Annotated in this window: 20 protein-coding genes; 4 read left to right on the top strand and 16 right to left on the bottom strand. The window is 30.1% G+C overall.

What is annotated here, in order from left to right; genetic code table 11:
* The first annotated feature begins 135 nt into the window (after positions 1-135).
* Complete coding sequence (locus Q0E86_RS09245; protein ID WP_295756484.1) at positions 136-999, top strand: YitT family protein; 864 nt, start codon at positions 136-138, stop codon at positions 997-999.
* A 155-nt stretch (positions 1000-1154) separates the two neighbouring features.
* Here Q0E86_RS09245 and Q0E86_RS09240 read toward each other — a convergent pair whose 3' ends face one another.
* From Q0E86_RS09240 to Q0E86_RS09225, 4 genes are read right to left on the bottom strand one after another with little or no spacing between them, the layout of a single operon-like run.
* On the bottom strand, positions 1155-1622 hold the full coding sequence (locus Q0E86_RS09240; protein ID WP_295756483.1) for a PTS glucose transporter subunit IIA: 468 nt from the start codon (positions 1620-1622) through the stop codon (positions 1155-1157).
* The gene (locus Q0E86_RS09235; protein ID WP_295756480.1) at positions 1622-3229 is read right to left on the bottom strand and encodes a PTS transporter subunit EIIC; all 1608 of its coding nucleotides are present in this window, start codon (positions 3227-3229) and stop codon (positions 1622-1624) included. Before Q0E86_RS09235 ends, Q0E86_RS09240 begins: the two co-directional genes overlap by 1 nt.
* A 14-nt stretch (positions 3230-3243) precedes the next feature.
* Positions 3244-4275 (bottom strand): aldose epimerase family protein, encoded by a 1032-nt coding sequence (locus Q0E86_RS09230; protein ID WP_295756478.1) that lies wholly within the window; start codon positions 4273-4275, stop codon positions 3244-3246.
* Entirely contained in the window at positions 4265-5659 is a 1395-nt protein-coding gene (locus Q0E86_RS09225; protein WP_295756486.1) for a 6-phospho-beta-glucosidase, read from the bottom strand. Before Q0E86_RS09225 ends, Q0E86_RS09230 begins: the two co-directional genes overlap by 11 nt.
* Positions 5660-5967: 308 nt before the next feature.
* On the opposite strand from Q0E86_RS09225, the gene Q0E86_RS09220 reads away from it, so the two are divergent.
* Positions 5968-7158 carry an IS110 family transposase gene (locus tag Q0E86_RS09220; RefSeq protein WP_295756477.1) on the top strand — a complete coding sequence of 397 codons (1191 nt, stop codon included), beginning with the start codon at positions 5968-5970 and terminating at the stop codon, positions 7156-7158.
* 306 nt (positions 7159-7464) lie between these two features.
* On the opposite strand, the gene Q0E86_RS09215 is transcribed toward Q0E86_RS09220, so the two are convergent.
* Positions 7465-8322: a MurR/RpiR family transcriptional regulator gene (locus Q0E86_RS09215; protein ID WP_295756475.1), complete on the bottom strand. Its 858-nt coding sequence runs from the start codon at positions 8320-8322 to the stop codon at positions 7465-7467.
* A 61-nt stretch (positions 8323-8383) separates the two neighbouring features.
* Positions 8384-9457, bottom strand: coding sequence for a bifunctional glycosyltransferase family 2/GtrA family protein (locus Q0E86_RS09210; RefSeq protein ID WP_295756474.1), 1074 nt, complete (start codon positions 9455-9457; stop codon positions 8384-8386).
* A 168-nt stretch (positions 9458-9625) separates the two neighbouring features.
* Here Q0E86_RS09210 and Q0E86_RS09205 point away from each other — a divergent pair, with 168 nt between their 5' ends.
* Positions 9626-9955: an ATP-binding protein gene (locus Q0E86_RS09205; protein ID WP_295756472.1), complete on the top strand. Its 330-nt coding sequence runs from the start codon at positions 9626-9628 to the stop codon at positions 9953-9955.
* A 155-nt stretch (positions 9956-10110) separates the two neighbouring features.
* Positions 10111-11448 (top strand): ATP-binding protein, encoded by a 1338-nt coding sequence (locus Q0E86_RS09200; RefSeq protein ID WP_295756470.1) that lies wholly within the window; start codon positions 10111-10113, stop codon positions 11446-11448.
* Positions 11449-12064: 616 nt separating this feature from the next.
* Here Q0E86_RS09200 and Q0E86_RS09195 read toward each other — a convergent pair.
* From Q0E86_RS09195 to Q0E86_RS09150, 10 genes are all read right to left on the bottom strand, one after another.
* On the bottom strand, positions 12065-12694 hold the full coding sequence (locus tag Q0E86_RS09195) for a putative bacteriocin export ABC transporter (protein WP_295756469.1): 630 nt from the start codon (positions 12692-12694) through the stop codon (positions 12065-12067).
* Complete coding sequence (locus tag Q0E86_RS09190) at positions 12691-14721, bottom strand: DUF1430 domain-containing protein (RefSeq protein WP_295756466.1); 2031 nt, start codon at positions 14719-14721, stop codon at positions 12691-12693. Before Q0E86_RS09190 ends, Q0E86_RS09195 begins: the two co-directional genes overlap by 4 nt.
* Positions 14722-14753: 32 nt before the next feature.
* Complete coding sequence (locus Q0E86_RS09185) at positions 14754-15008, bottom strand: hypothetical protein (protein ID WP_254886782.1); 255 nt, start codon at positions 15006-15008, stop codon at positions 14754-14756.
* Positions 14989-16329 (bottom strand): hypothetical protein, encoded by a 1341-nt coding sequence (locus tag Q0E86_RS09180; RefSeq protein ID WP_295756460.1) that lies wholly within the window; start codon positions 16327-16329, stop codon positions 14989-14991. Before Q0E86_RS09180 ends, Q0E86_RS09185 begins: the two co-directional genes overlap by 20 nt.
* Before the next feature lies 1 nt (position 16330).
* The gene (locus Q0E86_RS09175; protein WP_295756458.1) at positions 16331-17446 is read right to left on the bottom strand and encodes an ABC transporter permease subunit; all 1116 of its coding nucleotides are present in this window, start codon (positions 17444-17446) and stop codon (positions 16331-16333) included.
* A gap of 2 nt (positions 17447-17448) precedes the next feature.
* On the bottom strand, positions 17449-18318 hold the full coding sequence (locus Q0E86_RS09170; protein WP_295756457.1) for an ABC transporter ATP-binding protein: 870 nt from the start codon (positions 18316-18318) through the stop codon (positions 17449-17451).
* A 111-nt stretch (positions 18319-18429) separates the two neighbouring features.
* A complete protein-coding gene (locus Q0E86_RS09165) occupies positions 18430-19755 on the bottom strand; it encodes a hypothetical protein (RefSeq protein ID WP_295756455.1) in 1326 nt (441 codons plus the stop codon).
* Positions 19756-19759: 4 nt separating this feature from the next.
* Complete coding sequence (locus Q0E86_RS09160; RefSeq protein WP_295756453.1) at positions 19760-20767, bottom strand: hypothetical protein; 1008 nt, start codon at positions 20765-20767, stop codon at positions 19760-19762.
* Between the two features lie 4 nt (positions 20768-20771).
* Entirely contained in the window at positions 20772-21650 is an 879-nt protein-coding gene (locus Q0E86_RS09155; RefSeq protein WP_295756451.1) for an ABC transporter ATP-binding protein, read from the bottom strand.
* 703 nt (positions 21651-22353) lie between these two features.
* A complete protein-coding gene (locus Q0E86_RS09150; protein ID WP_295756449.1) occupies positions 22354-23547 on the bottom strand; it encodes a helix-turn-helix transcriptional regulator in 1194 nt (397 codons plus the stop codon).
* Between the last annotated feature and the right edge of the window lie 204 nt (positions 23548-23751).

Genomic DNA, 23751 nt, shown 5'->3' with positions numbered 1-23751 from the left:
GTCGTGCTTTCAAATAAAAATACCATCCAGACAATAGTATCTGGATGGTTCGTCATTTCTTAACTTAATGACATTGGATAATCCTCTTCTTTTTTTGCACTTTTTTTGGCATAATAGGGGTTGGAGGTTTTAAAAATGAAAACGAATACATTAAAAAGCTTTTTGACCATCACACTCGCCATGTTTATCATCAGTGTCGCCATATATTTCTTCTTGATTCCAAGCCAAGTTATCACCGGAAGTGTTACTGGTTTAGCTATGGTTTTAGCTAAAATCACAAGTCTATCTATTTCTACACTTACCTTTGTGATCAACGCCTTATTGTTGATTCTTGGTATTGTTCTAATTGGTAAGGAATTTGGAGCAAAAACAATTTATGCCTCTTTATTATTGCCTTTATTTCTAGCTGTATTTGAAAGAATCTATCCAAACAATATTTCTTTAACCCAAAACGCTGTTTTTGACATGGCTACCTATACATTGATTTTAGCTTTTGGACAGACCATTCTATTCCGTGTAAACGCATCAAGTGGGGGAACAGATATCATTGCGAAAATCGTAAATAAATATACACATATGGATCTTGGTAAAGCATGTACATTAGTTGGCTTATTGATTTGTACAACAAGTTTAATTGTATATGATATTGGTGCTTTAGTGGTTGGTGCTTTGGCAACACTAGCCAATGGTCAGGCTGTGGATTATTTTATTGATGGTTTTAATAAGAAAAAGAAGATTTGTATCTTATCCAAAGAATATGAAGTCATTCAAGATTATATCATGAACACATTAAAGCGTGGTGTTACTTTATATTCGGCAAAAGGTGGTTATGATAAGACAGAACATACAGAGCTTGTCACAATCATGGCTACAAATGAATATAAAAAATTACTATATTATCTTCAAGAAAGTGATATTGAAGCATTCGTTACTGTATCTACAGTCAATGAAGTCATTGGTACTTGGAATAATAAGAAAAGCGTTGAAAAGCTTAGATAATAAAACCCGTACTACATTTAGTTTAATTCACACACTCCGTTAGCTATTAGGATAATCCTTTTTGTATTCGAAATGGATTATGATATTATGTTTTTTCCAAACCCATTTCTTAATATAGAAAAAGACTGTAGCGAATCACATCGCTACAGTTTTCTTTATTTATATTGAACTTTTATTAAAGGTTTGTCTAATTGATTGCCTTTTTCCAATCCACAAATACGCTCATTATTAACAACTATCATCATCGTAATCGTATCATAGCCTTTTTCTTCAATCATTTTTTTATCAAAATATACAATAGGTTGGCCTTTTTCCACTCTATCATTTATATTCACTTTCTTAACGAACCCTTCGCCTTTTAGTTCAACTGTATCCAATCCAACATGAATTAATATTTCAATATCCTCATCAGATTTAATTCCAATCGCATGAAGGCTGTCTTGAATCATAACAACTTGTCCATCAATAGGTGAAATAATTTCTCCATTACTAGGATTGATTGCGATTCCATCACCTAGTAATTTTTCTGCAAAAACTGGATCTGGAACATTTTCAATAGGCACAATGTCTCCTTGCGCGCATTTATAGATTTCTAATTCTTTAATTTTCTTTCTAAAAAACATTATTGACTCACTTTCTCAACATATTCTTCAAAATCACTTTTAATAACTGTTACCTGTGGACCATAAATGATTTGAATTCCTTTACCCTTTTTAATTAACCCTTTTGATCCTGATTCTTTTAACAATTCTTCATTCACTAAATTTTCATCTACAACAGTTAAGCGAAGTCGAGTTGCACAAGCATCAATATCCACTAAATTGTCAACTCCACCTACACCTTTTAGAATTAACTCTGATTTCGTATTATTTTTATTTTTCAAATCTTCTTTAGTATACAACTTAATATTTGTTGCGTTTTCTTCACGTCCTGGTGTCATAATGTTAAATTTCTTAATCATAAATGAGAAGATTAAATAGTATCCAATTGCGTAGATTACAAATAAAACTAACATCATTGGCCAATTTGTTTTTGTTGGTCCTTGAAGCAATCCATAAAGTGTAAAATCAATCAATCCACATGAGAAAGTTGTTCCAATACAGATATTCAATAGGTGACATAGCAAGAATGATAAACCTGCTAAACCACAGTGTAAAACAAATAGTCCTGGAGCAATAAATAAGAATGTAAATTCAATAGGTTCTGTAATACCTGTTAAGAATGCAGTTAAACCAGCTGAGAACAATAAACCTGCTACTACTTTCTTATTTTCAGGTCTAGCACATTTGTACATAGCATATGCGGCTGCTGGTAATCCTGCCATCATAAACGAATATTTACCAGTCATAAAACGACATGCATCTACACTAAAGCGAACCGTATTGGATGATGCCAATTCTGCAAAGAAGATATTTTGTGCACCAGCAACTACGACTCCATCAATAGTGGCTGTTCCACCAAGTGCTGTTTGCCAAAATGGAATGTAGAATACATGGTGAAGACCAAATGGAATCAATGCACGTTCAAGGAATCCAAAAATAAATGTTCCTGCATATCCAGAAGCTGTTACTAAATTACCTAATGTAAAGATTCCACTTTGAACAAATGGCCATACAAAGAAGCAAAGAATTCCTACAAAAATATACACGATAGTACTAATAATTGGTACGAAACGAACCCCTGAAAAGAATGATAATGCCATAGGCAATTCTTGTTTGTAGAATTTATTGTGTAGTGCTGCAACTCCTAAGCCTACAATAATTCCTCCAAACACACCCATTTCTAAAGATGTAATTCCTAGTACACTGGATAATTGTCCTTGTAATACAAAATCTGCCTGACTTCCATCTGGAAGAATATAACCACAAATTTTTAGCATAGCATTAATCGATGTGTGCATTACAATAAACGCAATTCCAGATGATAATACCGCAACTGCTTTTTCTTTTCTTGCCATACCTAGTGCAACTGCTAACGCAAAAATTAATGGTAAATTTCCAAAAATTGCTGTACCTACCTGAGACATAATTGTCAATAAACCATTTAATACAGTTCCTGACCCTAATAATCCTGTTAAATTATATGTTTCAATCGTTGTTTGATTTGTAAACGAAGAACCTAGCCCTAATAAAAGCCCTGCGATTGGTAAAACAGATACTGGTAAAAAGAAAGACTTTCCTACCTGCTGGATCGTAGCAAAAAACTTTCCAGACTCTTTAAACTTATTCATATTTCATTTTCCTCCTAATAAAATTGATACATTGTTGTTGAAATAAAATTTTTATTTGAATCAAAGATTGGTTTTTCAAAACCTTTTGTGTTAATAGCATTTGGAAAATAATCTGGTTCCATACAAAATGCATCATACTTTTTATAAACAACTCCATTTTTACCTATCGTATTTTTTAATGAATTTGATGTATAAAACTGCATTCCTGGCATATCCGAGTACACATCCATATGTATTCCACTTTTCATATTTCTAGCTTGAGCAATTAATCGAAATCCCGTATGAGGATGATCGAGTACATAGTTATGGTCATACCCTTTTTCAATTTGTAACTGAGGATAATTCGAGTTCAATCTATCCCCAATAAATGAATATTTTGTTAAATCCATTGGTGTATTTTTTACTTGTTTAATTTCACCAGTTGGAATTATATCTTCATCAACAGGTGTAAATGATTTCGCATGAATACAAAACTCTGTAAAAAATATATTTCCTCCCAAATTAAAATATGTATGATTCGTAACATTTAAAATCGTTCTTTTATTTGGTGTCGCAAAATATGACAATATCAATCCATTTGTTTCTGTCAATGTATATGTCATCTTTATATAGACTTCACCTGGAAAGCCTTGCTCCATATCACAACTTAAATAAGATAAACATACAGAATTTTCGCCAGTGATTTCATAATCCCAAATCACTTTATGAAACCCATGTTCTTTATCACTATGGATATTATGATTTCCTCTATTCTTATCCAATAAATATGTTTTTCCATCCAGTTCAAACTTTGCGTTTGATATACGATTTACGTTGCGTCCTACCGTCGCTCCAAACATTGGATGGTTATCAAGATATTCTTCCAATGAGTCATATCCCAATACTACATCCTGAAAATTACCCTTTTTATCTTTAACAAACAAGGATATAAGAATAGCACCAAAATTAGTAATTACTGCTTTCATTCCTTGCTTATTTGTGATTTCAAACTTGTAAACCTCTTTGCCCGATGGATGTATTCCAAATACTTCTTGTTTAACGCTCATGAGCAATAATCTCGTTCACTACTGAATCTTTGATTGTGACATTTTCTTTTTCTAATTTTTCAATTGTAGACTTAAATTGTGGTAAATAATTCTTATGTGCAATCAACAATTCATCTAAAACACGCTTTGCATTTTCTCCCGATGGAATCAATTCATTTAATGTAAATGCTTCAAGTGCCAATCCATAATTACCAGTTACTGCAGCTTCGATAGTACATTCTTCCATTGCTTTCATGCATTGAAGCCAGCCTCTTTGTGCACTTGGCAATTTTCCCCAAGCAACAGGCATTGCCCCTTTTGCGCCAATATAGCAACTTACTTCAACTATTGAATCTTCAGGCAATTCTGGAATTGCTCCTCTATTTTTGGTACTGACAACCATATGAGTCTGCTTATTGTTATAAATCGCATTAATACATTCACACGCTGCATCACTGTAATAAGCCCCACCACGTTTTGCTAATTCTTCTGGTTTATGATCTAAATTAGGATTTTTATATAATTCAAACAATTTATTTTCTGTTTCTTTTACTTGTTGACCACGAGTCCCAATTGTTTCATATTCCATCAAACTATGCTCTAACATTTCTTGTTGACGATAATAATATCTATGGTATCCACAAGGAATCATATTCATTTCTCTGATTTGTTCTCCAAAGAAAGGAACGTTATTTATGTTTGCTGGAAGACCAACATCTTTTCCATCCAACATAGCATCAATTACTTTACTTGTTAATTCATTTCCATCTTTATCATATACTTTGTGCCAATGAAAGTGATTTAAACCCACGAATTGATAAATCAAATCATTTGGATCTACATTTAATGCAATAGGCTCTTTCATCATAGCAATCGTTGGAACGTTACATAAACCAATACAACGATCCCACTTTCCGTATTTAATAACTGCTTCAGTTACCATTCCACTTGGATTTGTAAAATTAATTAGCCATGCATTTGGACATAATTCCTTCATATCCTCTACAATATCAAGAATTACAGGAATTGTTCTAAACGCTTTAAAAATTCCACCAGCTCCATTTGTTTCTTGTCCTAACATTCCATAAGACAAAGGAATTCTCTCATCTTTAATTCTAGCTTCCAATAAGCCCACTCTAAATTGTGTTGTAACGAAATCCGCATCTTTTAATGCTTCTCTACGATCAAAGGATACATGTACCTTTACATCATAACCTGCTGCATCCCACATACGTTGTGACATTTCGGCATCAATATTCACTTTTTCTTTTCCTTGTTCAATATCAACAAGCCAAATTTCCTTAATCGGAAGTTCATTGTAACGTTTAATGAAACCTTCCATCAATTCAGGTGTATAACTGCTTCCGCCACCAATCGTAACAATTTTCAATCCTTTTTCCATAATGTTTTCTCCTGGTATATTGTAATTGACCCATCTAACTGGTCATCTACAATATACTTCTCCTTTCTTTCAGCCTTCAATAACCGTGGTTGAAGACGGTGTTGTTAATTTGTAAAATTGAATATGTGAATGTGGATTTGTATATTTTTCTCCTGTGGCTTGACTACTTTAAAAAGGTTCTTACCACACCTTATTCCAAAACAGTGATTAGTTAGATGAGTCTTTGAATTCGTATTTTGAACCAGGTTTTGTGGTCTAAGTGTTGTGGATAACCATTTTCACACGTTTCTATAAAGAAAGGATGTTTATTTATGAAATTAGTTGGTATCGATGTTGGAAAGAACAGTCATCATTTTTGTGTCATGGACAAAGAAACCGGTGAATTCAATGTTGCACCTTCTTCTTCTTCTTTTTCTAACAACAAAGAAGGATTTGACTTTCTAATCAACTCTCTTAAACCGTATTCTAAAAAATCAATTCTAATTGATATGGAAGATACTGGGCATTACCATGTTGCTCTTCTAAAATTTCTTCTTAGCAATGGATATACCGTTGCCTTGATCAACCCTAAAACTACTGATCTTACACGCAAAATGGAAGGTGGCATTACTAAGAATGACAAACTGGATACAATCACTATTTGTGATGTTCTAGATACTCCTGAGCGTAAGAAACAGTATCGTATTACTAAAGTTGATCGTTTTGATTTATATGAACAAAGACAATTGACTCGTCATCACCATAATCTAAAGGAAGAACTCAATGTCTACTGTAATCGACTACAGAAATCGATTGATCTTGTTTTCCCTGAATTCAATACTTTGTTCAGCTCGAAATATGGCATTGTTTACATGAATCTTCTTAAAACGTTTGGCAGCGCTGAAGCAATCGCTTCTACAGATATTCGTACAATTCGTAAATGTTTCGAAATTGAAGGTAGAGGTAAACGTATTTCATTGACTCCTGAAAAATTAAAAGAATGTGCTAAGAATTCTATCGGAATCTCTTCTGAAGTTGAAACTATACAGATCAAACACTTGGTAAGACAAATCACGCTTATTAAAGAGCAAATCGCTGAAATAGATAAAAAAATAGAAGAGTTCTCAATCACAAACAACTCTCCTATCCTAAGCATTCCAGGGATTTCTCATTTCTCTGGTACTTCTATTTTAGCCGAATTAGGAGATATTGGCAATTATTCCAAGCCTTCTCAGATCATTAAATTTGCAGGAGTAGCACCCTATCATTATGAATCGAGTCAATACAACGCCCAACATACTGGCATAACCAAGAAAGGATCTAAGTATCTTAGAAAGACTTTGTATCAAATCATACTGACTGTAATTAACAATAATCCTGTATTCAAGAAATACTATCTATTAAAGATTTCTCAAGGTAAAGGACACCGTTGTGCTCAAGGTCACTGCATTAGAAAGCTGCTTAGAATCATTTATCATTTACTAGAAACAGGACAATCATTTGATCCTGCATTATTAAGATAAGACAAATGCATCTAAAGCATCTGAACTTTTAAAAAATCGAATTTTAAAAGTTCTTTTCGTCATGCCTAAATTTAATCCAATATTCGCATTTTCAAAGATCAATTTAAAACTAACTAAAAAATCTAGTTATTTTATATTTTCAAACTTTTAAAAAAAAATACTTGAATTTTATATAGTTAGCTTTTCTATTGATAGCTTTAATTTACATTTCACCCAATTGTTATTCAATATGCCCAAGAATCGAAGATAGTTTTTTCTGAGCAAAATAAAAAAGATTCAAAAAAATCTGAAACTTTTTGAATCTTTTTAATCCTTTGGTCGATCATCCATATAATCAATTGAATCATAAATATATTTTGTATTCTTTCTTCTTCTCTCATTATAAATACAACCATATAAAACATCCATAATGTATTGCATAGCTATATGACTTGAAAACTGAGACATTCTATCTCGATTATTTTCAGAATCACTAATAGATAAATGATATGTCACATATTGAGAATAATAATTACTTCCTGCTTTTCCAATTTGTATAACTTTCACACCTTTTTCATATAATTTTTTTACAATCGGCAATATAAATGTAGCCTTTCCCGAATAAGATAGAATAATCGCTACGTGTTTTTTATCTGAAGCCAATACAGTTAATCTTTGATTATAAAAGCTGCTTGGACAGTTTACACTTTTTCCAATTGTCAACATTTTATCTTGAAAGTTTTCTGCGATATTTGAATTATGGGCATGAGTATAAATATCAACTACATCCGCCGAATCTATTAATTGTGAAACTGCTTTGATTTGGTCTAAATCAACATATTCAAATGTATCTTTAATAGCCTTCTCATAAAGTTCTAAAAGCTTAAAAGCTATCTGTCTTGGATTATCCTTTGCCTGAAATGGATAATTCACATTGATATATGAATTGTTTTCTAATAAATCAGCATTTTCTTTTGCGATACTTACTTTTAAATCATTGAAACCATTAAAACCAATCTTTTTCACAAAACGATGAATCGCAGATTTTGATATAAAGAGTATATCAGCTAATTCTTGAATCTTTAGTTTCATAACCTCATCTCTATTATTTAAAATATAAGATGCGATTTCTGACTCTAGCGGTGTCATAGAATCACATAGTTCTATCCTTTTTTCCAATTTCATCTTATATCCCCTCCAACTAATCCAATAATATCTAAGAATTCTTAAAATAGAAAGAGAAAAATTAGTTATTAATATAATTATCCACAAACACCCAATTCTTCTGAATGTTGTAGACGACAAAAAATAAAATCGTATCAATAATAGCTTTCACAATGACAGTTGGTATTGGAACAATGCTTAAAAAGGATACTAGAATGCCACTGGCTGCCATTTGACATACAAACACAATGGAATAGCGAACCATTTCTCTTCCTGGATTTAATTTACTTTGAAAGCTAATATATCGATTTAATATATATCCAACACTGCCACTAATGGCTCTCGCGCAAATGGTTGCCATAAAAATTGAAATGGCTCCAAGCTTAAAAAATAAATTTTCAAATAGAATAAAGAAAACTAAGTCAAAGACTGTGGCTACATTGGATGTTAATAAATATTTCCAAAATTTTAGATACATTCCAAGTAAATCAACTACTGGACGAAAATGACTCGTTTCATTCCTATTATTTGTGTCTGAACAAATAGGCACAACCACAATTGGTGTTTTTTGTATGGCTGCATCTAGAAAATTCAATTCATAATCATACGACTTTCCCTCTGTACATAGTGCTAGTTTTTTTAATGAAGCTGGAAAACCACGAAGCCCACTTCTAGGATCTGGACATTCCTTTCCATGATTTGTAATACGGAAAAATAACTTCTGGCAAGAATTCATCCAAAATCTTACTTTCTTTCCTTTTTTTCTTTCATATGTACGTACGCCAAGCACAAAACAGTCTGGATTGTTTAATAATTCTTTTGCGACTTTTTCAATATCTTCCGGTGAGTATTGTCCATCACAATCGGCTGTAATATAGAAATTAGATTCTCCTATTTTTTCATCCGCCAATCTCAAAGCACTTCTTAACGCAACGCCCTTTCCCATTTTCTTAGAATGATGCATAACACAAGCACCCATAGATTTGGCTTCTTGAAAATATTGTTGTCGATCCTCACTACTTCCATCATCCGTAATTGCGATTTTATTAAAGCCTAAATTATGTAAACCATAAATCAGTTGAATCATTCTTTCATCTGGCTGCAACGCTGGAATCAGGATAATACAATTATCATATACTCCCCTTTTCTTCTCCATAAATTACAATACTACATCTTTATCATATCTGTCTTTTGAATCGAAAGATATATACAATGGGATAAAATTATTCATTTCTAAAACATTTAATCATTTCGCATATTTGAAATAATTATAAATTTTCGATTTATACATCAATCGAGTTATATAGAAAATATTAAGAATAAAATGTATTCACAACTTAGAGATTTTCAATATTTAGACGATGATGGAATTTTTAGAAACGTTCCTGAATATCCAGAATTTCCATGGTTTGAAGGCATTGTAAACGCCGTTACACATAGAAATTATTCATTACAAGGTGATCACATTCGCATCTCATTATTTAATGATCACATGGAAATATTTAGCCCAGGGAAATTACCAAATATCGTAACTTTAGATAATATGAAATACACTCGTTATTCAAGAAATCCAAAGATTGCTCGAGTTCTTTCTGATTTTGGCTATGTCAGAGAACTTAATGAAGGGGTTAAACGTATTTATAATACATTATAATTAAGTTCTAACTCAAAATACATATTATGTGCATAAAGATTAAAATCATGCTATTAAAATGTGCACAAGCATATAAAACATGCTATTTTTTTGTGATTTTTCATTGCCTGAACAACATTTATTAACTATACTTATAATAAAGGAGTTGATATTTAATGATATATCTTAAGCGTAAAATTGATTTATACTTGTCAAAATGGAAAATGAACCAAGATAAAAAACCTCTAATTATTAAAGGACCAAGACAAGTCGGAAAAACTGAATCAATTACTAGATTTGGTTTTAATAACTATAAGAGTGTTGTTTATATTAACTTTGTAGAAGAGCCTAATTATAAATTGATAACTGTAGATGGATATAAAACTCAAGATATCATAAAGAATATATCTAGAATAGATCCTTCCAAACGCTTTATAAAAAATGAGACACTTATAATTTTTGATGAATTACAAGACTTTCCAGAAATTGCCACATCTCTCAAATTTTTCAAAATTGATGGACGCTTTGATGTGATATGTAGTGGTTCACTGTTAGGTGTAAACTATCAAAGAATTGAGAGCAATAGCGTGGGATATAAAACAGATTATGAAATGTTTTCTTTTGATTTTGAAGAATTCTTATGGGCAAAAGGATATGATGAATCCACTATTATGGATATGCTAGAACATTTGATTCAATTAAAACCATTTAATGAAATCGAAATGTCTATATATACATCATTGTTTTTAGACTACTGTATTTTAGGAGGTATGCCAGCAGTTATTAGAGAATATATTGAAAAAGGCACATTTGAAGGGGCTACTGATATTCAAAAGCAACTCATCGCCGATTATAAAGAAGATATAAGAAAATATGCTGATGGTATGGATCAAACGCGAATCACAAATGTATTTGAACACATTCCAGTACAACTTGCAAAAGACAACAAAAAATTTCAGATTACTAAAGTTGCACAAAACGCTAGATTTAGAGACTACCGCGGATGCATTGAATGGTTAAAAGACGCAGGTATTATCAACATTTGTTATTGTATGCAATTTCCTGAATTACCTTTAAAAGGAAATTATGATGAAACAAAATATAAAATTTATTTTGCTGACTCCGGTTTACTAGTGGCTATGTTAGACGATGAAGCTCAAGAAGATTTAAGAATAAATAGAAATTTAGGTGTATATAAAGGAGCTCTTTATGAAAACATCGTGGGTGAAGCTCTAATCAAAGCTGGATATAATCTGTATTACTATAAAAAGGACAATTCAACATTGGAACAAGATTTTTTTGTTCGAAATAAAGAAAATTTAATTCCAATAGAAGTCAAGGCAACAAACGGCACTGCAAGGTCTTTACGTACTTTAATCACTAGTAATCACTATCCAGATATTGAATTTGGCATTAAATTTATATCAGGAAATATCGGTTATGCGAATAGCATATACACTTTCCCTTATTTCTGTGCTTTTCTCTTAAAAAAGTATTTAAGCAATATGAAATAAGCATACAATTATCAAATAAACTCATCTCACCTAAACAAAAAAGTATCTTTATGAGATGAAAATCCTTTAACAATCCGTGTCGAGAAAATATTGAGTATTCCATGGTGGCGAAGCCACCCATTCCATTTGGACAGAGCCATGCAATCCATTGCTCAGAGCCACTAAATCCACAAAGAGAGCCACTTCAGCTTAATGAAATGACTCTCATTTTTATTATTTGATTTTTGAATTAGTCTTCCATACACTACGGAGGTTAACTAAATTCACACTTATGCTCCCTTAAAACTGTGCTTTCTTTATGGCATAAAAAAAACATGGAACAAATCCATGATCTTGATATCTCTATTACCTCATAAATTCTAAAAACCCCGGTCCACGCGGGATCCCGGAGTTTTTCATCACAGTCATGATAATACACAAATGCAATTTTTACAACATTCATTATGCAAATAAACATTGTATGGTATTTGATTAATTTTTTAAATCTCATAAAATTGATCGAGATTTTAGTTTAAACAGTTGTGTGAACAACACACGATTTTAGAGAACTGAATGTTTCCTTATTTAAAGCATATTCAGTTATTTTTGCGTCTTATACGCGTGCTTAAAGCACCTTTTAGATATTTATTATACGATCCACTCTTTCTACAAGCTCTTCATCATGACTGACTATCACAATTGTTTTTCCCTGTGCCTGCATCTTCTTTAGGATCTTAAACACAACCTCTTTGTTTACTGAATCCAAACTTCCTGTAGGTTCATCTGCCAAAATCAGTTGACATGGTTTGATTAAAAGTCGAGCTAAGGCAACTCTTTGTTGCTCTCCACCAGAACATTCACATATCTTTTTATTTTCGAAACCTTTTAAACCCACATCTTCAAGTGCTTTTAATATTCTTTCCTTCTTATCTGAAAATGAAAAGTGATCAATAGACAAATACAAATTGTAATATACACTCTTATTATCAATCAACGCAAAATTCTGGAATAAGTATCCTATTTTTGCCTTTAACAATTTATTAGCTTGTCTAGAAAATGGTTTTACATTTTTCTTATCAAAAATCACAATGTTTCCTTTATCTGGAGAATCCAAAAGACCAATCATATTTAACAATGTAGATTTTCCAGATCCTGAAGCACCTTGTATTGCGACAAAACTTCCTTGTTCTATTTCCATTGAGAAATCATCAAAAATCACATGATCATGATATTGTTTATGAATTTTATCAACAACTACTACCTTCATTCCAAATCTCCTTTCAAGGATAACAACACTTTCTTTCTTTCAAAATATGTTCTAAAAATTAGAGCTATCATAAAATCGATTAGAATTGTGAATATCCACAAATACAAGCCTATTGTCGAAATATTTTTTACAATTAGAACCATCCACAACAGCAAGACAAGGTAAACGAACAGATTCACAATAATAAAATCACGATATTTTTGCCAGATGTTTTTTCCCAACAAACAATTTAAAGAAATCATCTTTCGATTTTCTAAAAAATATAAGTATATAGATTGATACTGGAACAAGAATAAGACAATCACATATACAAAAAGTAATATAGCTGAATCTATAATCAATTTATTGATTACCATGGTCTTTTTTCCATAATCATAATTTTCATACGCATAGTTCATATTTTGATACAATCCCTTAGATTTCAAGAAATCATTAATGAACTTCTTTACAGTTTTATCTTTATCCTTAATAAAAATACCAAATTGACTCATATCATAGTTTTCATCCACAACATAAATAATTGGATTTTTCACATGCCAATTATCCTCTCTTAAACTATGCGAAAGCATGACATAACCATCATCAAGTTGATCATACTCACACTCCGTAGCCAAACAATAATTTTCATCTATATTCACTGATTTTGGAGCATAAAGAGTGCCCGGCTTAAATGTTTTTACCGGCTTACCATCCTTATATAAATCATATTCCTTTAAATACTCCTCATTTACAATGATATAAGGATACGTTATTTCATCATCATTACGATTTATTTTGGTTGAGAAATCTTCATATATATATGGATATTCTCGAATCTTTTCATTCAACTGGCTCTTCGCATCTTGGTACTCCAAAGAAAACATATTTATATTAACACCCTCTAAACGAAGATAATTATTATAGGTTTCTTTGTATTTATTTAAGTAATACCCATCCTGAACCACTTGAGATGTATACTTAAACGAAGTCGATAATGGTATAAATATTGAAATCAAAAAGACACATTTCAAAATAAACAGAGTCATTGAAATCCATCTAAACTGAGATTTTTTCAATATAACAACCGATTGAATTTGACTTAATAAGACATATATTATAAATCCAACTACAATCAGACAAAGTACAAAAAGAAGAGCAGACTGCAGTAAATATTGAATGAGTTCATGAGTAACAGGTCTAAAGTTTTGAACCACAAGAAAATATAATGAAGTTTGTGTTAATACAAACATCAATATGCTTAACAAATAAAATTTTCCATATAGCCTCTTATAAATAAACCATGAAGTAGCACCTTGCATCTTACGAATAAAAACTTCTTTTCTAGATGTCAATGCATCAGATAAAAGACATAATAAAACCGCAATTGCTAAATACATCAAAATTCTCTTTAGAAACGAATAGTCAATCGCGCCTGTAGAAAAATCGGATGTTGTGATATCACCATCCACTTTCAATTCAGATAATATTTTCGTATCCTCTAAATCCTTCAACAAATCCTGTTTAGAATTTGTGACAAAGTACAATGGAAACAATGTATTGCCATTCCAATCTTCTATATAATTCGCAAAAGTCTTTATTCTATACACCTCATTGTATTCTCTATGATAATCTTGATCAATAAAATCAATCGTTGCATACCTATTTTTATCCTTATATGAAGAAGACAAATAACGATTGCTATTTTTGTTAAAATCAATCGTTTTATTTTCTTCTGTATAAACTGGTAATTTATTTTGTTTTGGAAGATATACATATTCCGTTTTTATATTTTTAGAAACTATGCCAACAAAACAAGGATACGAATGTTCTTGCAAAAAAGAATATACCTGGTTAAATTGTTCTTTTCTTTCTTGCTTATCTTCACTCAATTGTAAATCAATTGGAACAACTTCCATATCACTTTCTTGAGCAAACTTGTAACTCAGATTTATCACATCACTATATTGTTTCTGTGACAAGTTAACATAACTATCATAAAAAATAATACTTGATATAAAGATAACCAAAACCATTATTATTTTCTTCATAACCTGCTCCCTACTTTTCCAATTGCAGTTAATCAATCTCTTGTTCGAACATAATACAAAGATAGTAGTACCACTTCTACAATGCCATATGGAAACAGCCATAAATATGCAAATTCTGGATGTAATTCATCAATAGGTGTTTCTGAATTTTCGATTACAATTGCACCAGACTTTATATCTTCTACTTTTTTCTTATCATGATAGATATGCAAAGGACAAATAATAGCAAGTACAATTATGCATATCAATAATACTCTTCCTGGCTTTTTATTCATAATAATTTTCATTAAACACCTTTCTATTTAATACAAAAAACAAAACATTGTATATAAGCAATACTATCATTCCGATTGAATATGGAAAACTACTTGTTCCAGTAATAATCATTGTTGGATCTCTATAAGTAAGTGGATTAATTATATTTATCATATTTAAAGAACCTAGCGGTGATAAAAAGTATAGTCCTGCTATAACAAATAAACTAATAAATAATCCTATATACGCATTTTTAATAAGATAAGAAACCATAAAAGTAAACTGATAATAAACACCAATCAACAATATAAGCATTACTACTGTCAAAATAATGACAATTCCTAATGTCGTATAATCCAAATAAGGATTTCGTGCCATTTCTGTACTGTAATATGTTAAACCTACATTATACATAGCATTTTTCGAAATACAGTGTTGTGTTCCATTTACAAAATCTTTAATTCTTGAAAAACTAAAACCTGTAATTCCATCCACATTAGCTAAAATTGGATATTTAAAATTTTGAAATCCTGACTTTATGCCTAGAATGATTGAAAATACTAATATGGGAACGAATACTACACCAAGAATCAAAATGAGATCTGAAGTAAATTTGTATATATAAAATTTACTTTTCAATCCGGGTATAACCATTAAAGATTTATCTAAACCATCGTCATGATAATTTTTTCGTACATTAAAAAATAACAATACAATTAGAATGGGAATACCCAAAAACAATACATTTCGACTTAGTTGTATTAAAATTGTAGCACTGTCTACGCTTGAATAGCAAAGAGGGCTTAACTCATTTCGGTATAATCTCTCAAAATAACGTGCTCCCTGCTGATATGTTGGAATCATTTCATAGCCAGCCGTTCCTACAGGTTGAAACCATGTGCACTCTTTGGGATTTGGTGGTACTCGTGTTAATTTATATTTTTTTTGAATCTGTTTTAACTCTTGCTCATGATTTGTATAATCAAAAGTAGACCGTGATTTTATCGGTACGCTCGTACGCATATCCACATTGTAACAATAGACTTCCATACCCGTTATATACATTTTCTTCCACTGTTTATTCTCTTTGTAGTATTCAAAAAACTTCCCTTTATTATTTACAGATTCAATCTGTTTTTCGATATATTTTCTTTTCGAATCAGGTAAATTAAAACGAGTTAAAGCACTAACTTCCATTGATCCTTGAGATAATGAAAATACGTCTTCTATCTGTGCCTTATTGTTTAATACAACCAACATGACAAGTTCGCATATAAGTAAAAGCCCAATTAATATTTTAACCTGTGATTTTTTTAAGTTCCGTTTTATTTCAAATTTCATAAATTTCAACATATCAATCACCCGTTACAATCAAATCTTTCTTTTTTAACAATAAAACACTTGAAATCACACAAACTATTAAAACAGCAATATTCGTTATACAAATGGTAAAAATTTTATTCTGTTGAAGCATACTAAACATATCAACATTTAAAAATCCAATGAAATAATTTATTTTATGTAAGTTCTGACTAAAAAGATTCACCATTAAATAAAGCGTTATAGTGATCACCAAAGATGTCGTAGTTGATTTAAACAAGCAAGAAATTAATGTATAGACACCTATCAGAAATAAACTCATAGCTATTGTTATAAAAATAATATACATTAGTATCTTACTTTCCATAAATATATGATTTCCCACTGAAAATGAATATTGCATATTTCCCATACCAAAAATCATTGTATTTACGCCAAATAATAGAACTATCAAACCAATAAATCCAATTAACAAAAAAATAGAAAATACCACTTTAGTAAGAATAATTTTTAAAGTATCGTATTTTGAAGTAAACAATATTTTATACACACCTTGATCAAATTCTTTAAATATATCAAAAATCAAAAGGAAGTATAAAATTAATAAAACTGCACCTAAATAATGATTCGATAAATTCACAGCCAAGTTAGATGTTGTACAAACATAAGGCGAATGCTTAATTGGAATATGATTCTTTTTTAAATACCTATATTCTTTCTGTGTCTTTTTTAGGTAATCTAAAGAATACGTTGTATACGAAATAATCGTATACTTTTTTATTTTTCCTTCAATTAACAAATCATTCCACTGCATTAAATCATCTAAAGAAACTGCAGAAGTAGAATAATCACGGTATAAATCATTTGCACAGGAATACAGCCTTTTAAAATATTCAATCGCATTTCCATAATATTGTTTGTCTTTTTCTTTTTTAGCCAAAAACTGATAATTTGCCATATTCGTAATATCGTACATAGCGTTTTGTCTTGCCTTGGAAAACTGTTCATTTTTTGCTTCTATGTATACATGATTTTGGTACCCGTTAAAAGAAACATAACCTATAAAAGAACAAAGAATCAATAAGAATACAAGCCAATTCTTTTTTGTGCGAATAAATTTATGCCATTCATACTTTAACAAATAAACCATATCTATTCTCCATAAATTCTTGTATACATATTCTCTAAATCATCGCTTGTATTAGTGATATCCAGCAGTTGAACGCCTTCTCTTTCTAATTTGCGTAAATATACGGATAGTTCATTTGGGTTTTGAATAGAAAATTCATATAGAAAATCTGATAGTTTTCTAAACCGGTGGTCTGTTATTATTTTATTCACCCTAATTTGATATGTGATTGTCTGCTCTTGTTTTTCTACCTCTTTAATTTTACCATTTTCAATATAAATAATACGATCAGCAATCTTTTCAATTTCATTTAATTGATGGCTAGAAATCAATAAAGACATTCCGTATTCATCCACCATTTTACGAAGTTCTTTCCGCAATTCAAATACACCCGATGGATCCAATCCATTCATAGGCTCATCTAACATTAGAAACTGTGGAGAAGATAGCAATGCAATAGAAAGTGCTAATCTTTGTTTCATACCTAAAGAATAACTAGATACAGGCTTCTTTAAATAATCTCCTATTCGTGTATAATCTGCCATTTGTTGCAGTTTATCTTTCGATACATTTTTTAAGCTGGCAAATATCTCAAGATTTTCATAACCAGTCATATTAAAGAAAAGTCCTGGACTTTCAATCAAACTAGCCTGATGCGACAAAGCCTTCTCTCTTTGACTTTGTATATCATGACCACATATAGTAACATTTCCAGAATCCATATGAATTAACCCGCATAAACATTTCATTAATGTACTTTTACCTGCACCATTAGGACCAATAAAACCTACAATTTCATTTTCTCGAATAGAGAATGAAATATCATCTAACACTAAATGATTGCCATATGACTTACACAAATTTAAAACATCTAAAACATTTTGTTTTATCATTATAAATAGCCCTCCTTTTTTTAGTTAGAAGTTAGAACAATTGAAAATGTTACAAAAGTAAATGTAAATCAAAATATTTCTTTTATCATTTTCTATACAACAATATTTTTTTCATAAGCTTATCTTATCTTTCTGTCGAATACTCACATAATTTATAAATAGTAAAACAAAAATGAAAACGATACATATACAAATCGAATTCAACCAGTTTTGCATGCCACAACCAGATAAAATACTCAAACTCGGACTTATACTAAACGGATTTATAAAAGATATCAAATCCATTCTTTGACTGATGACATATAAAATAATACAAATTATTCCAGACAAATAATTAAATCCTGTTTTCGTGAAAGTATATACACAAAACATGGCCATTTGAATATAAAGTTCTAATTTAAGAAGAATTAATGGTAAAGACATCATTAAAGCTTTCCATAATGGAATAAAAGATAGATCAGGTATAAATCCTTGTTCTGTCGCATAATATTCAGACATATTATTTATGACGTAATTATCTGTATGATACATCCTTTTAAAAGAGAAGAAATGTTTAGTGTCAGCCAACAACCATGTATCCCATCCTGCAAACCCGTTACTAATTCCTAGCAAAAGAAAAGGAATACCTATTGATGCAATCATAAGAAGTAAAAAAGCTATAAATAATTTTACTTGTATGTGTACGAAAAAGTGCACATCATTTAATTGTTCGAGCTCAAAAACACCTGTCTTTTTTTCATACATTAAAACAACAATACAATAAATCAAACATAAAGGCATAAACAAATACGCAAATGAACTGTCTATTCTTAACTGGTGTGCTAAAAAATACCATGGACCTTTTCCTACATATTGTTCCGTATTTGTTTCTAATTGATGTAGCTGTTCTTGAACAGATAATTCAACGGTTCTATATTCCTCTTTTTTATTTTGAGATATTTGGCTTCCAATCATAAAAATCCGACTCTGATCAAATGAAATTTCTGATTCTTCAAAGCCTAATTTATGAACTTGGCGCATAAATTTTTGATCACCATTCTTTTTTAATGCATCCAAATGATACAGCTTATCCCATAATGTAATTTCATTATATCTTTTTATTAATCCTTTATTTTTAAAAACTTCTTTTCCATATTTGTTAAATAAATTCCATCCAGCTTTGGCATTATCAATAGTCCAGCTTAAATAATCCTGATAACTATTCCAATACACCTTTTCCTCTGCACTCATATGTTTTACGGCCATGTATTGTAGATTGATATCTGATAAAGCTCTTTGGTATTGTTGAATCTGCGTTTCAAAAATATTCATATTCTGTTCCACATCATACTCATGTTCCATATAATTTGGTACTTGCACCATATTCAATACTAATAAAATGAAAAAGATAACAGCACTCACTTTATTCTTTAATACACTTTTTATTTCTAAAACCATAAGCTTAACCTAAATCCAATCTTTCTAAATAGAGACATGAAATGAACTGTATGCATATTGCGCCTATAAAGAACAAAGATGTATAGGCCCATAAAGTTTCAATATGCAAATATGTATACATAAAGACAAATAATAATCCCGTCAACATTAGACTCATTCCTTTATTTTTCGTCAACAAAGATAAACATTGTATACATGAAGCACTAAACAAAACCCATCCAAATACACAAAGAATATGATGAGATAAGTAAGTAATCACCGGTGTTGTTCCAATCAATAACTCTATGCCGCTTCCACAATATATATATCCAATCAAATACAGTACAACGAAAAATAGTATACTAAAAAAAACAGTGATAAAAAGATGTAACAACGCACGAAGTATATATACATATTTTCGACTTTTCCCTATTGTAAATACATATCGAAATGTATTGTTTTCTAAATCTTTAGACCATATGTCTACGTTCCACACTAGAATCAAAATCATGAATAAATAAAAGAAAAGATTGTTTCCTTTTAAAAATTGCACCATCAAATAACAACCCGTCGGTTTATTTTGATATATAAAGTCATAATATTCATTTTCAATATATGTTTTTTCCATTTGAATTCGTTTTTTTAAGTCTTGTTTATTATTTTGGAGAATCGATTTAAAATTTGACAAATCCATACCTGAATCAATGTATTTTAAAATGTTTTGATCCCTATCATACATATCTTTTGCGATTGTTTTTGCATCCTCGCCATTTTTCCAATCACTTAATAACTTTTGACAATAAATACTATCCTCTCTAAAAAAGGCATTCAGTTTTTCTTTTGGAAGAATATTGATTCTTTGGTTTTCTTCATTTATCATTTCATAATAATACATGATTTGATTGGATGCATATTGTTCATATTCAGTATTGTATTTAAAAAAATACACAGATAAAATGCCAATTAAAACAAGGATCAATACTAGAATATTTCTTTTTGAAAAAAGAAATCTAAATTCATTTTTTAATAACATACACTTAACCCTTATATAGTTCCTTATAATATGTTTCCAAATCCTGATGCACTTCAGCTAAGGAATACACCAAAATATTATTTTGAATCAGTATCTGCAAGGATTTAGAAAACTCTTCTTTGGAATCACATTGCATATAAAGAACATGCTCTTTAATAAAAGAATTTTTTAAAAGAAGCAATACACTTTTGGGATTAGAAACTTCTAATCGATAAATCGAATGATTTTGACGAAGTTCATCCATATTCTTCTCTTTGATCAACTTTCCACTTTTAATAAATAAAGCTCGATCAGCTAATTTATCGAGTTCACTTAACTGATGAGAAGATAATAAAATACTTGTTCCTTCATTTCGTATAGTTAAAAGCTTATTTCTTAAATCAAATATAGCTTGTGGATCTAAACCATTCGTAGGCTCATCAATAATAAGCAATTTAGGTTTAGCCATCATAGCCAAAGCCAAGACTAATCTTTGTTTCATTCCCATCGAATAATGTTCTGTGGCTCGATATAAGCCATCCTTTAAATCACTGAATTGCTCCATTTCCTCAATTCTTTTAGAATCTAAATGCTTCCAATTTGCCATGATTTTAAAATGTTCATGTCCAGATAATTCTGGATATAAAGATGGATATTCAATACTTACACCTATATTTTTTAACGCATTGGATGAATCACTCTTTAAATCATGTCCACAAATAGTAATTTTCCCTTCATTCATATGATATAGTCCTGTAATACATTTCATAATTGTACTTTTTCCAGCACCATTTGGCCCAATCAACCCTACAATTTCATTTTCAAAAATTGAAAAACTAATATTATCTAAAATCTTATGATTTTTAATCTGCTTTGAAACGCCTTCTACTTTGAGTATTTCCATATATATATTCCCCCATATTCCTTTCCTAAATAATAAGAGACAACAAAATGTTATCTCTTAAATACTTATAGCTTAAATCCATAATTCGGTTTACACTTTATTTATCTCATAGGTACTATATTCCACTAGGCTTGGTTTAGCCAGTGCATTAGTTCTTGCATTGAATATGATTATATTGTCACCATTTTAAAAACAAGTATTATATAGTGATTGTTTCATTGCAATTGCAAATATCCATTAAAAAAAACTCTTTCTGATTTCAGAATAAATTAATTGTAATAAAAAAGCAATATCAACTTTTTAATTAAGTTTTTCATAATACGTAATAGAATCATTAATAGAATTTCGAATAAATAAGACAAATGAAAAAAAGTATCCAAGCTTCCGTTGTTTTAAGACGGAGAAGGATACCATTTTGAATACATACATAAGCAGTATACTTATGTCAATTCCAATTATAATATAGTATATTTGACGTCACTTCATGAGCTAAACCTTGAGAATGATACCCTAAAGCCAGCTCACAAAATATGAGCTATAATATATTTCATTACAATTCAATTGATTAAAATGCTCTTTCTGATTTCAATATAAAGTAATTGTAATAAAAAAACAATATCAATTTTTTAATTAAGTTTTAACCCTATATCTTCAATTATTTGATTCGCATATGACATCTTGTAGAAATTTTCTTGTAATTCTTTCACTTTTTTAATTTATTTTGTAATCCATGATCAAGATATAACTCATTCAATAGCTTTAAATCTAACATAGCTCTGTCAACTTCACCTGCAGTCAAAGCTAAATTATAGCAACTTTCTATACGCTCAATAGCTTTTTCTTGTTTATTATCAATCAAGTATTTTAAACCTTGAAAGAAATTTTTATAATATTTACCTATACTATTGTTACTTAGAGATTGGCGTATATATTTTTTTGCTAATGTATAATCTTTAACAAATAAATGGAGCAAAATCCTATACGAAACTAAATCATAATCGTCTTCCAAGTATTTCTGATCTACCATTCCTAAATACTTAAATCCATTCTCATAATTCTTTTGTAGTAAAGAAATCAATACTAAATTAGATAGAATACAATATTTTAGAAATTCTTCATTTCGTATTTTTGATTCTTTTAACAACTTTAGATTCAAATTTTCAGCTTCAACATATTGTTCTGTATTCAAATACAGTACTCCTTGGTTCAATAATAAATAACATAATCTTTCAAAAGAAACTTCTTTAATCGCAATCTCTATACTTTTGCGAATATATTTTTGTGCCAAAGTATAATATCCTAAATTCAAATAAATACTGCAATAATGATAATGATTCATTAAAAACTCATTATCATATAATCGCGATTGATTTAAATACTCCAAAGCTTTTATACTATCGTTCAAATACATTTTTTCTAGCGCTTTTATATCATAATAAATAGATAATTCCTTATTTGAAAATGAGCTTTTCCCTATTTCAAGAATTCTTTTAAACAGTTGTACATCTTCATTACTTTGATTGATAATTCCATCCATATATAGAATTAGATAATACTCAAATCGTGCATAAGAGCAGCTAATGAAGGGATTGTTTTTAACTTCTTCTATTGTAGAATTCATTTCATCTGTTGATAAATTTGAATATTGGGTATAAATATATAGAACTAAATCAATCATCTTTTTTCTATCGGTTTTATAATCAAACGAACAACCACATACATGACAAATCTCATTTATCTTCTCTTTTGTTGCTGAATTCTTACCTGTTTCAATCTGGGAAACAGTAGATTCACTTACTTTCAAAGCAGATGCTATTTTTTTCATTGGAATATTTTTTTCAACCCTAATACTCTTTAAAATATTGCCAATCAATGACCTGTTTATATTATTTGACACATTTCTCACCTTTATTTCCAATGCACAATGATGGTTCAGTTTTCTTTATATATACACCTTAAATCATAAACCAAACATTATTTTATATTTCTTATAATTAATTCTAATCGTTTATTTAGGTTCATTCAATGAATATAACGGATGGGCAAGCCCATCCAATACGGTAAAATAAGTCCAGTTGATACGGTGACGAAGTCCATTGAA

Origin of the sequence: uncultured Holdemanella sp., from assembly GCF_934754935.1 — a bacterium.
GTDB lineage: Bacteria > Bacillota_I > Bacilli_A > Erysipelotrichales > Erysipelotrichaceae > Holdemanella.
This window is presented reverse-complemented; position numbering and strand designations above follow the sequence as displayed.

Bases quoted from the DNA above. Each gene is read 5' to 3' on its own strand.
- Q0E86_RS09245 (WP_295756484.1), top strand. From the start codon at position 136: ATGAAAACGAATACATTAAAAAGCTTTTTGACCATCACACTCGCCATG.
- Q0E86_RS09185 (WP_254886782.1), bottom strand. From the start codon at position 15,008: ATGAAAATTATTATGAATAAAAAGCCAGGAAGAGTATTATTGATATGC.
- Q0E86_RS09215 (WP_295756475.1), bottom strand. From the start codon at position 8,322: ATGAAATTGGAAAAAAGGATAGAACTATGTGATTCTATGACACCGCTA.
- Q0E86_RS09220 (WP_295756477.1), top strand. From the start codon at position 5,968: ATGAAATTAGTTGGTATCGATGTTGGAAAGAACAGTCATCATTTTTGT.
- Q0E86_RS09190 (WP_295756466.1), bottom strand. From the start codon at position 14,721: ATGAAGAAAATAATAATGGTTTTGGTTATCTTTATATCAAGTATTATT.
- Q0E86_RS09180 (WP_295756460.1), bottom strand. From the start codon at position 16,329: ATGTTGAAATTTATGAAATTTGAAATAAAACGGAACTTAAAAAAATCA.
- Q0E86_RS09175 (WP_295756458.1), bottom strand. From the start codon at position 17,446: ATGGTTTATTTGTTAAAGTATGAATGGCATAAATTTATTCGCACAAAA.
- Q0E86_RS09165 (WP_295756455.1), bottom strand. From the start codon at position 19,755: ATGGTTTTAGAAATAAAAAGTGTATTAAAGAATAAAGTGAGTGCTGTT.
- Q0E86_RS09205 (WP_295756472.1), top strand. From the start codon at position 9,626: ATGTATTCACAACTTAGAGATTTTCAATATTTAGACGATGATGGAATT.
- Q0E86_RS09240 (WP_295756483.1), bottom strand. From the start codon at position 1,622: ATGTTTTTTAGAAAGAAAATTAAAGAATTAGAAATCTATAAATGCGCG.
- Q0E86_RS09160 (WP_295756453.1), bottom strand. From the start codon at position 20,767: ATGTTATTAAAAAATGAATTTAGATTTCTTTTTTCAAAAAGAAATATT.
- Q0E86_RS09235 (WP_295756480.1), bottom strand. From the start codon at position 3,229: ATGAATAAGTTTAAAGAGTCTGGAAAGTTTTTTGCTACGATCCAGCAG.
- Q0E86_RS09195 (WP_295756469.1), bottom strand. From the start codon at position 12,694: ATGAAGGTAGTAGTTGTTGATAAAATTCATAAACAATATCATGATCAT.
- Q0E86_RS09200 (WP_295756470.1), top strand. From the start codon at position 10,111: ATGATATATCTTAAGCGTAAAATTGATTTATACTTGTCAAAATGGAAA.
- Q0E86_RS09230 (WP_295756478.1), bottom strand. From the start codon at position 4,275: ATGAGCGTTAAACAAGAAGTATTTGGAATACATCCATCGGGCAAAGAG.
- Q0E86_RS09155 (WP_295756451.1), bottom strand. From the start codon at position 21,650: ATGGAAATACTCAAAGTAGAAGGCGTTTCAAAGCAGATTAAAAATCAT.
- Q0E86_RS09210 (WP_295756474.1), bottom strand. From the start codon at position 9,457: ATGGAGAAGAAAAGGGGAGTATATGATAATTGTATTATCCTGATTCCA.
- Q0E86_RS09170 (WP_295756457.1), bottom strand. From the start codon at position 18,318: ATGATAAAACAAAATGTTTTAGATGTTTTAAATTTGTGTAAGTCATAT.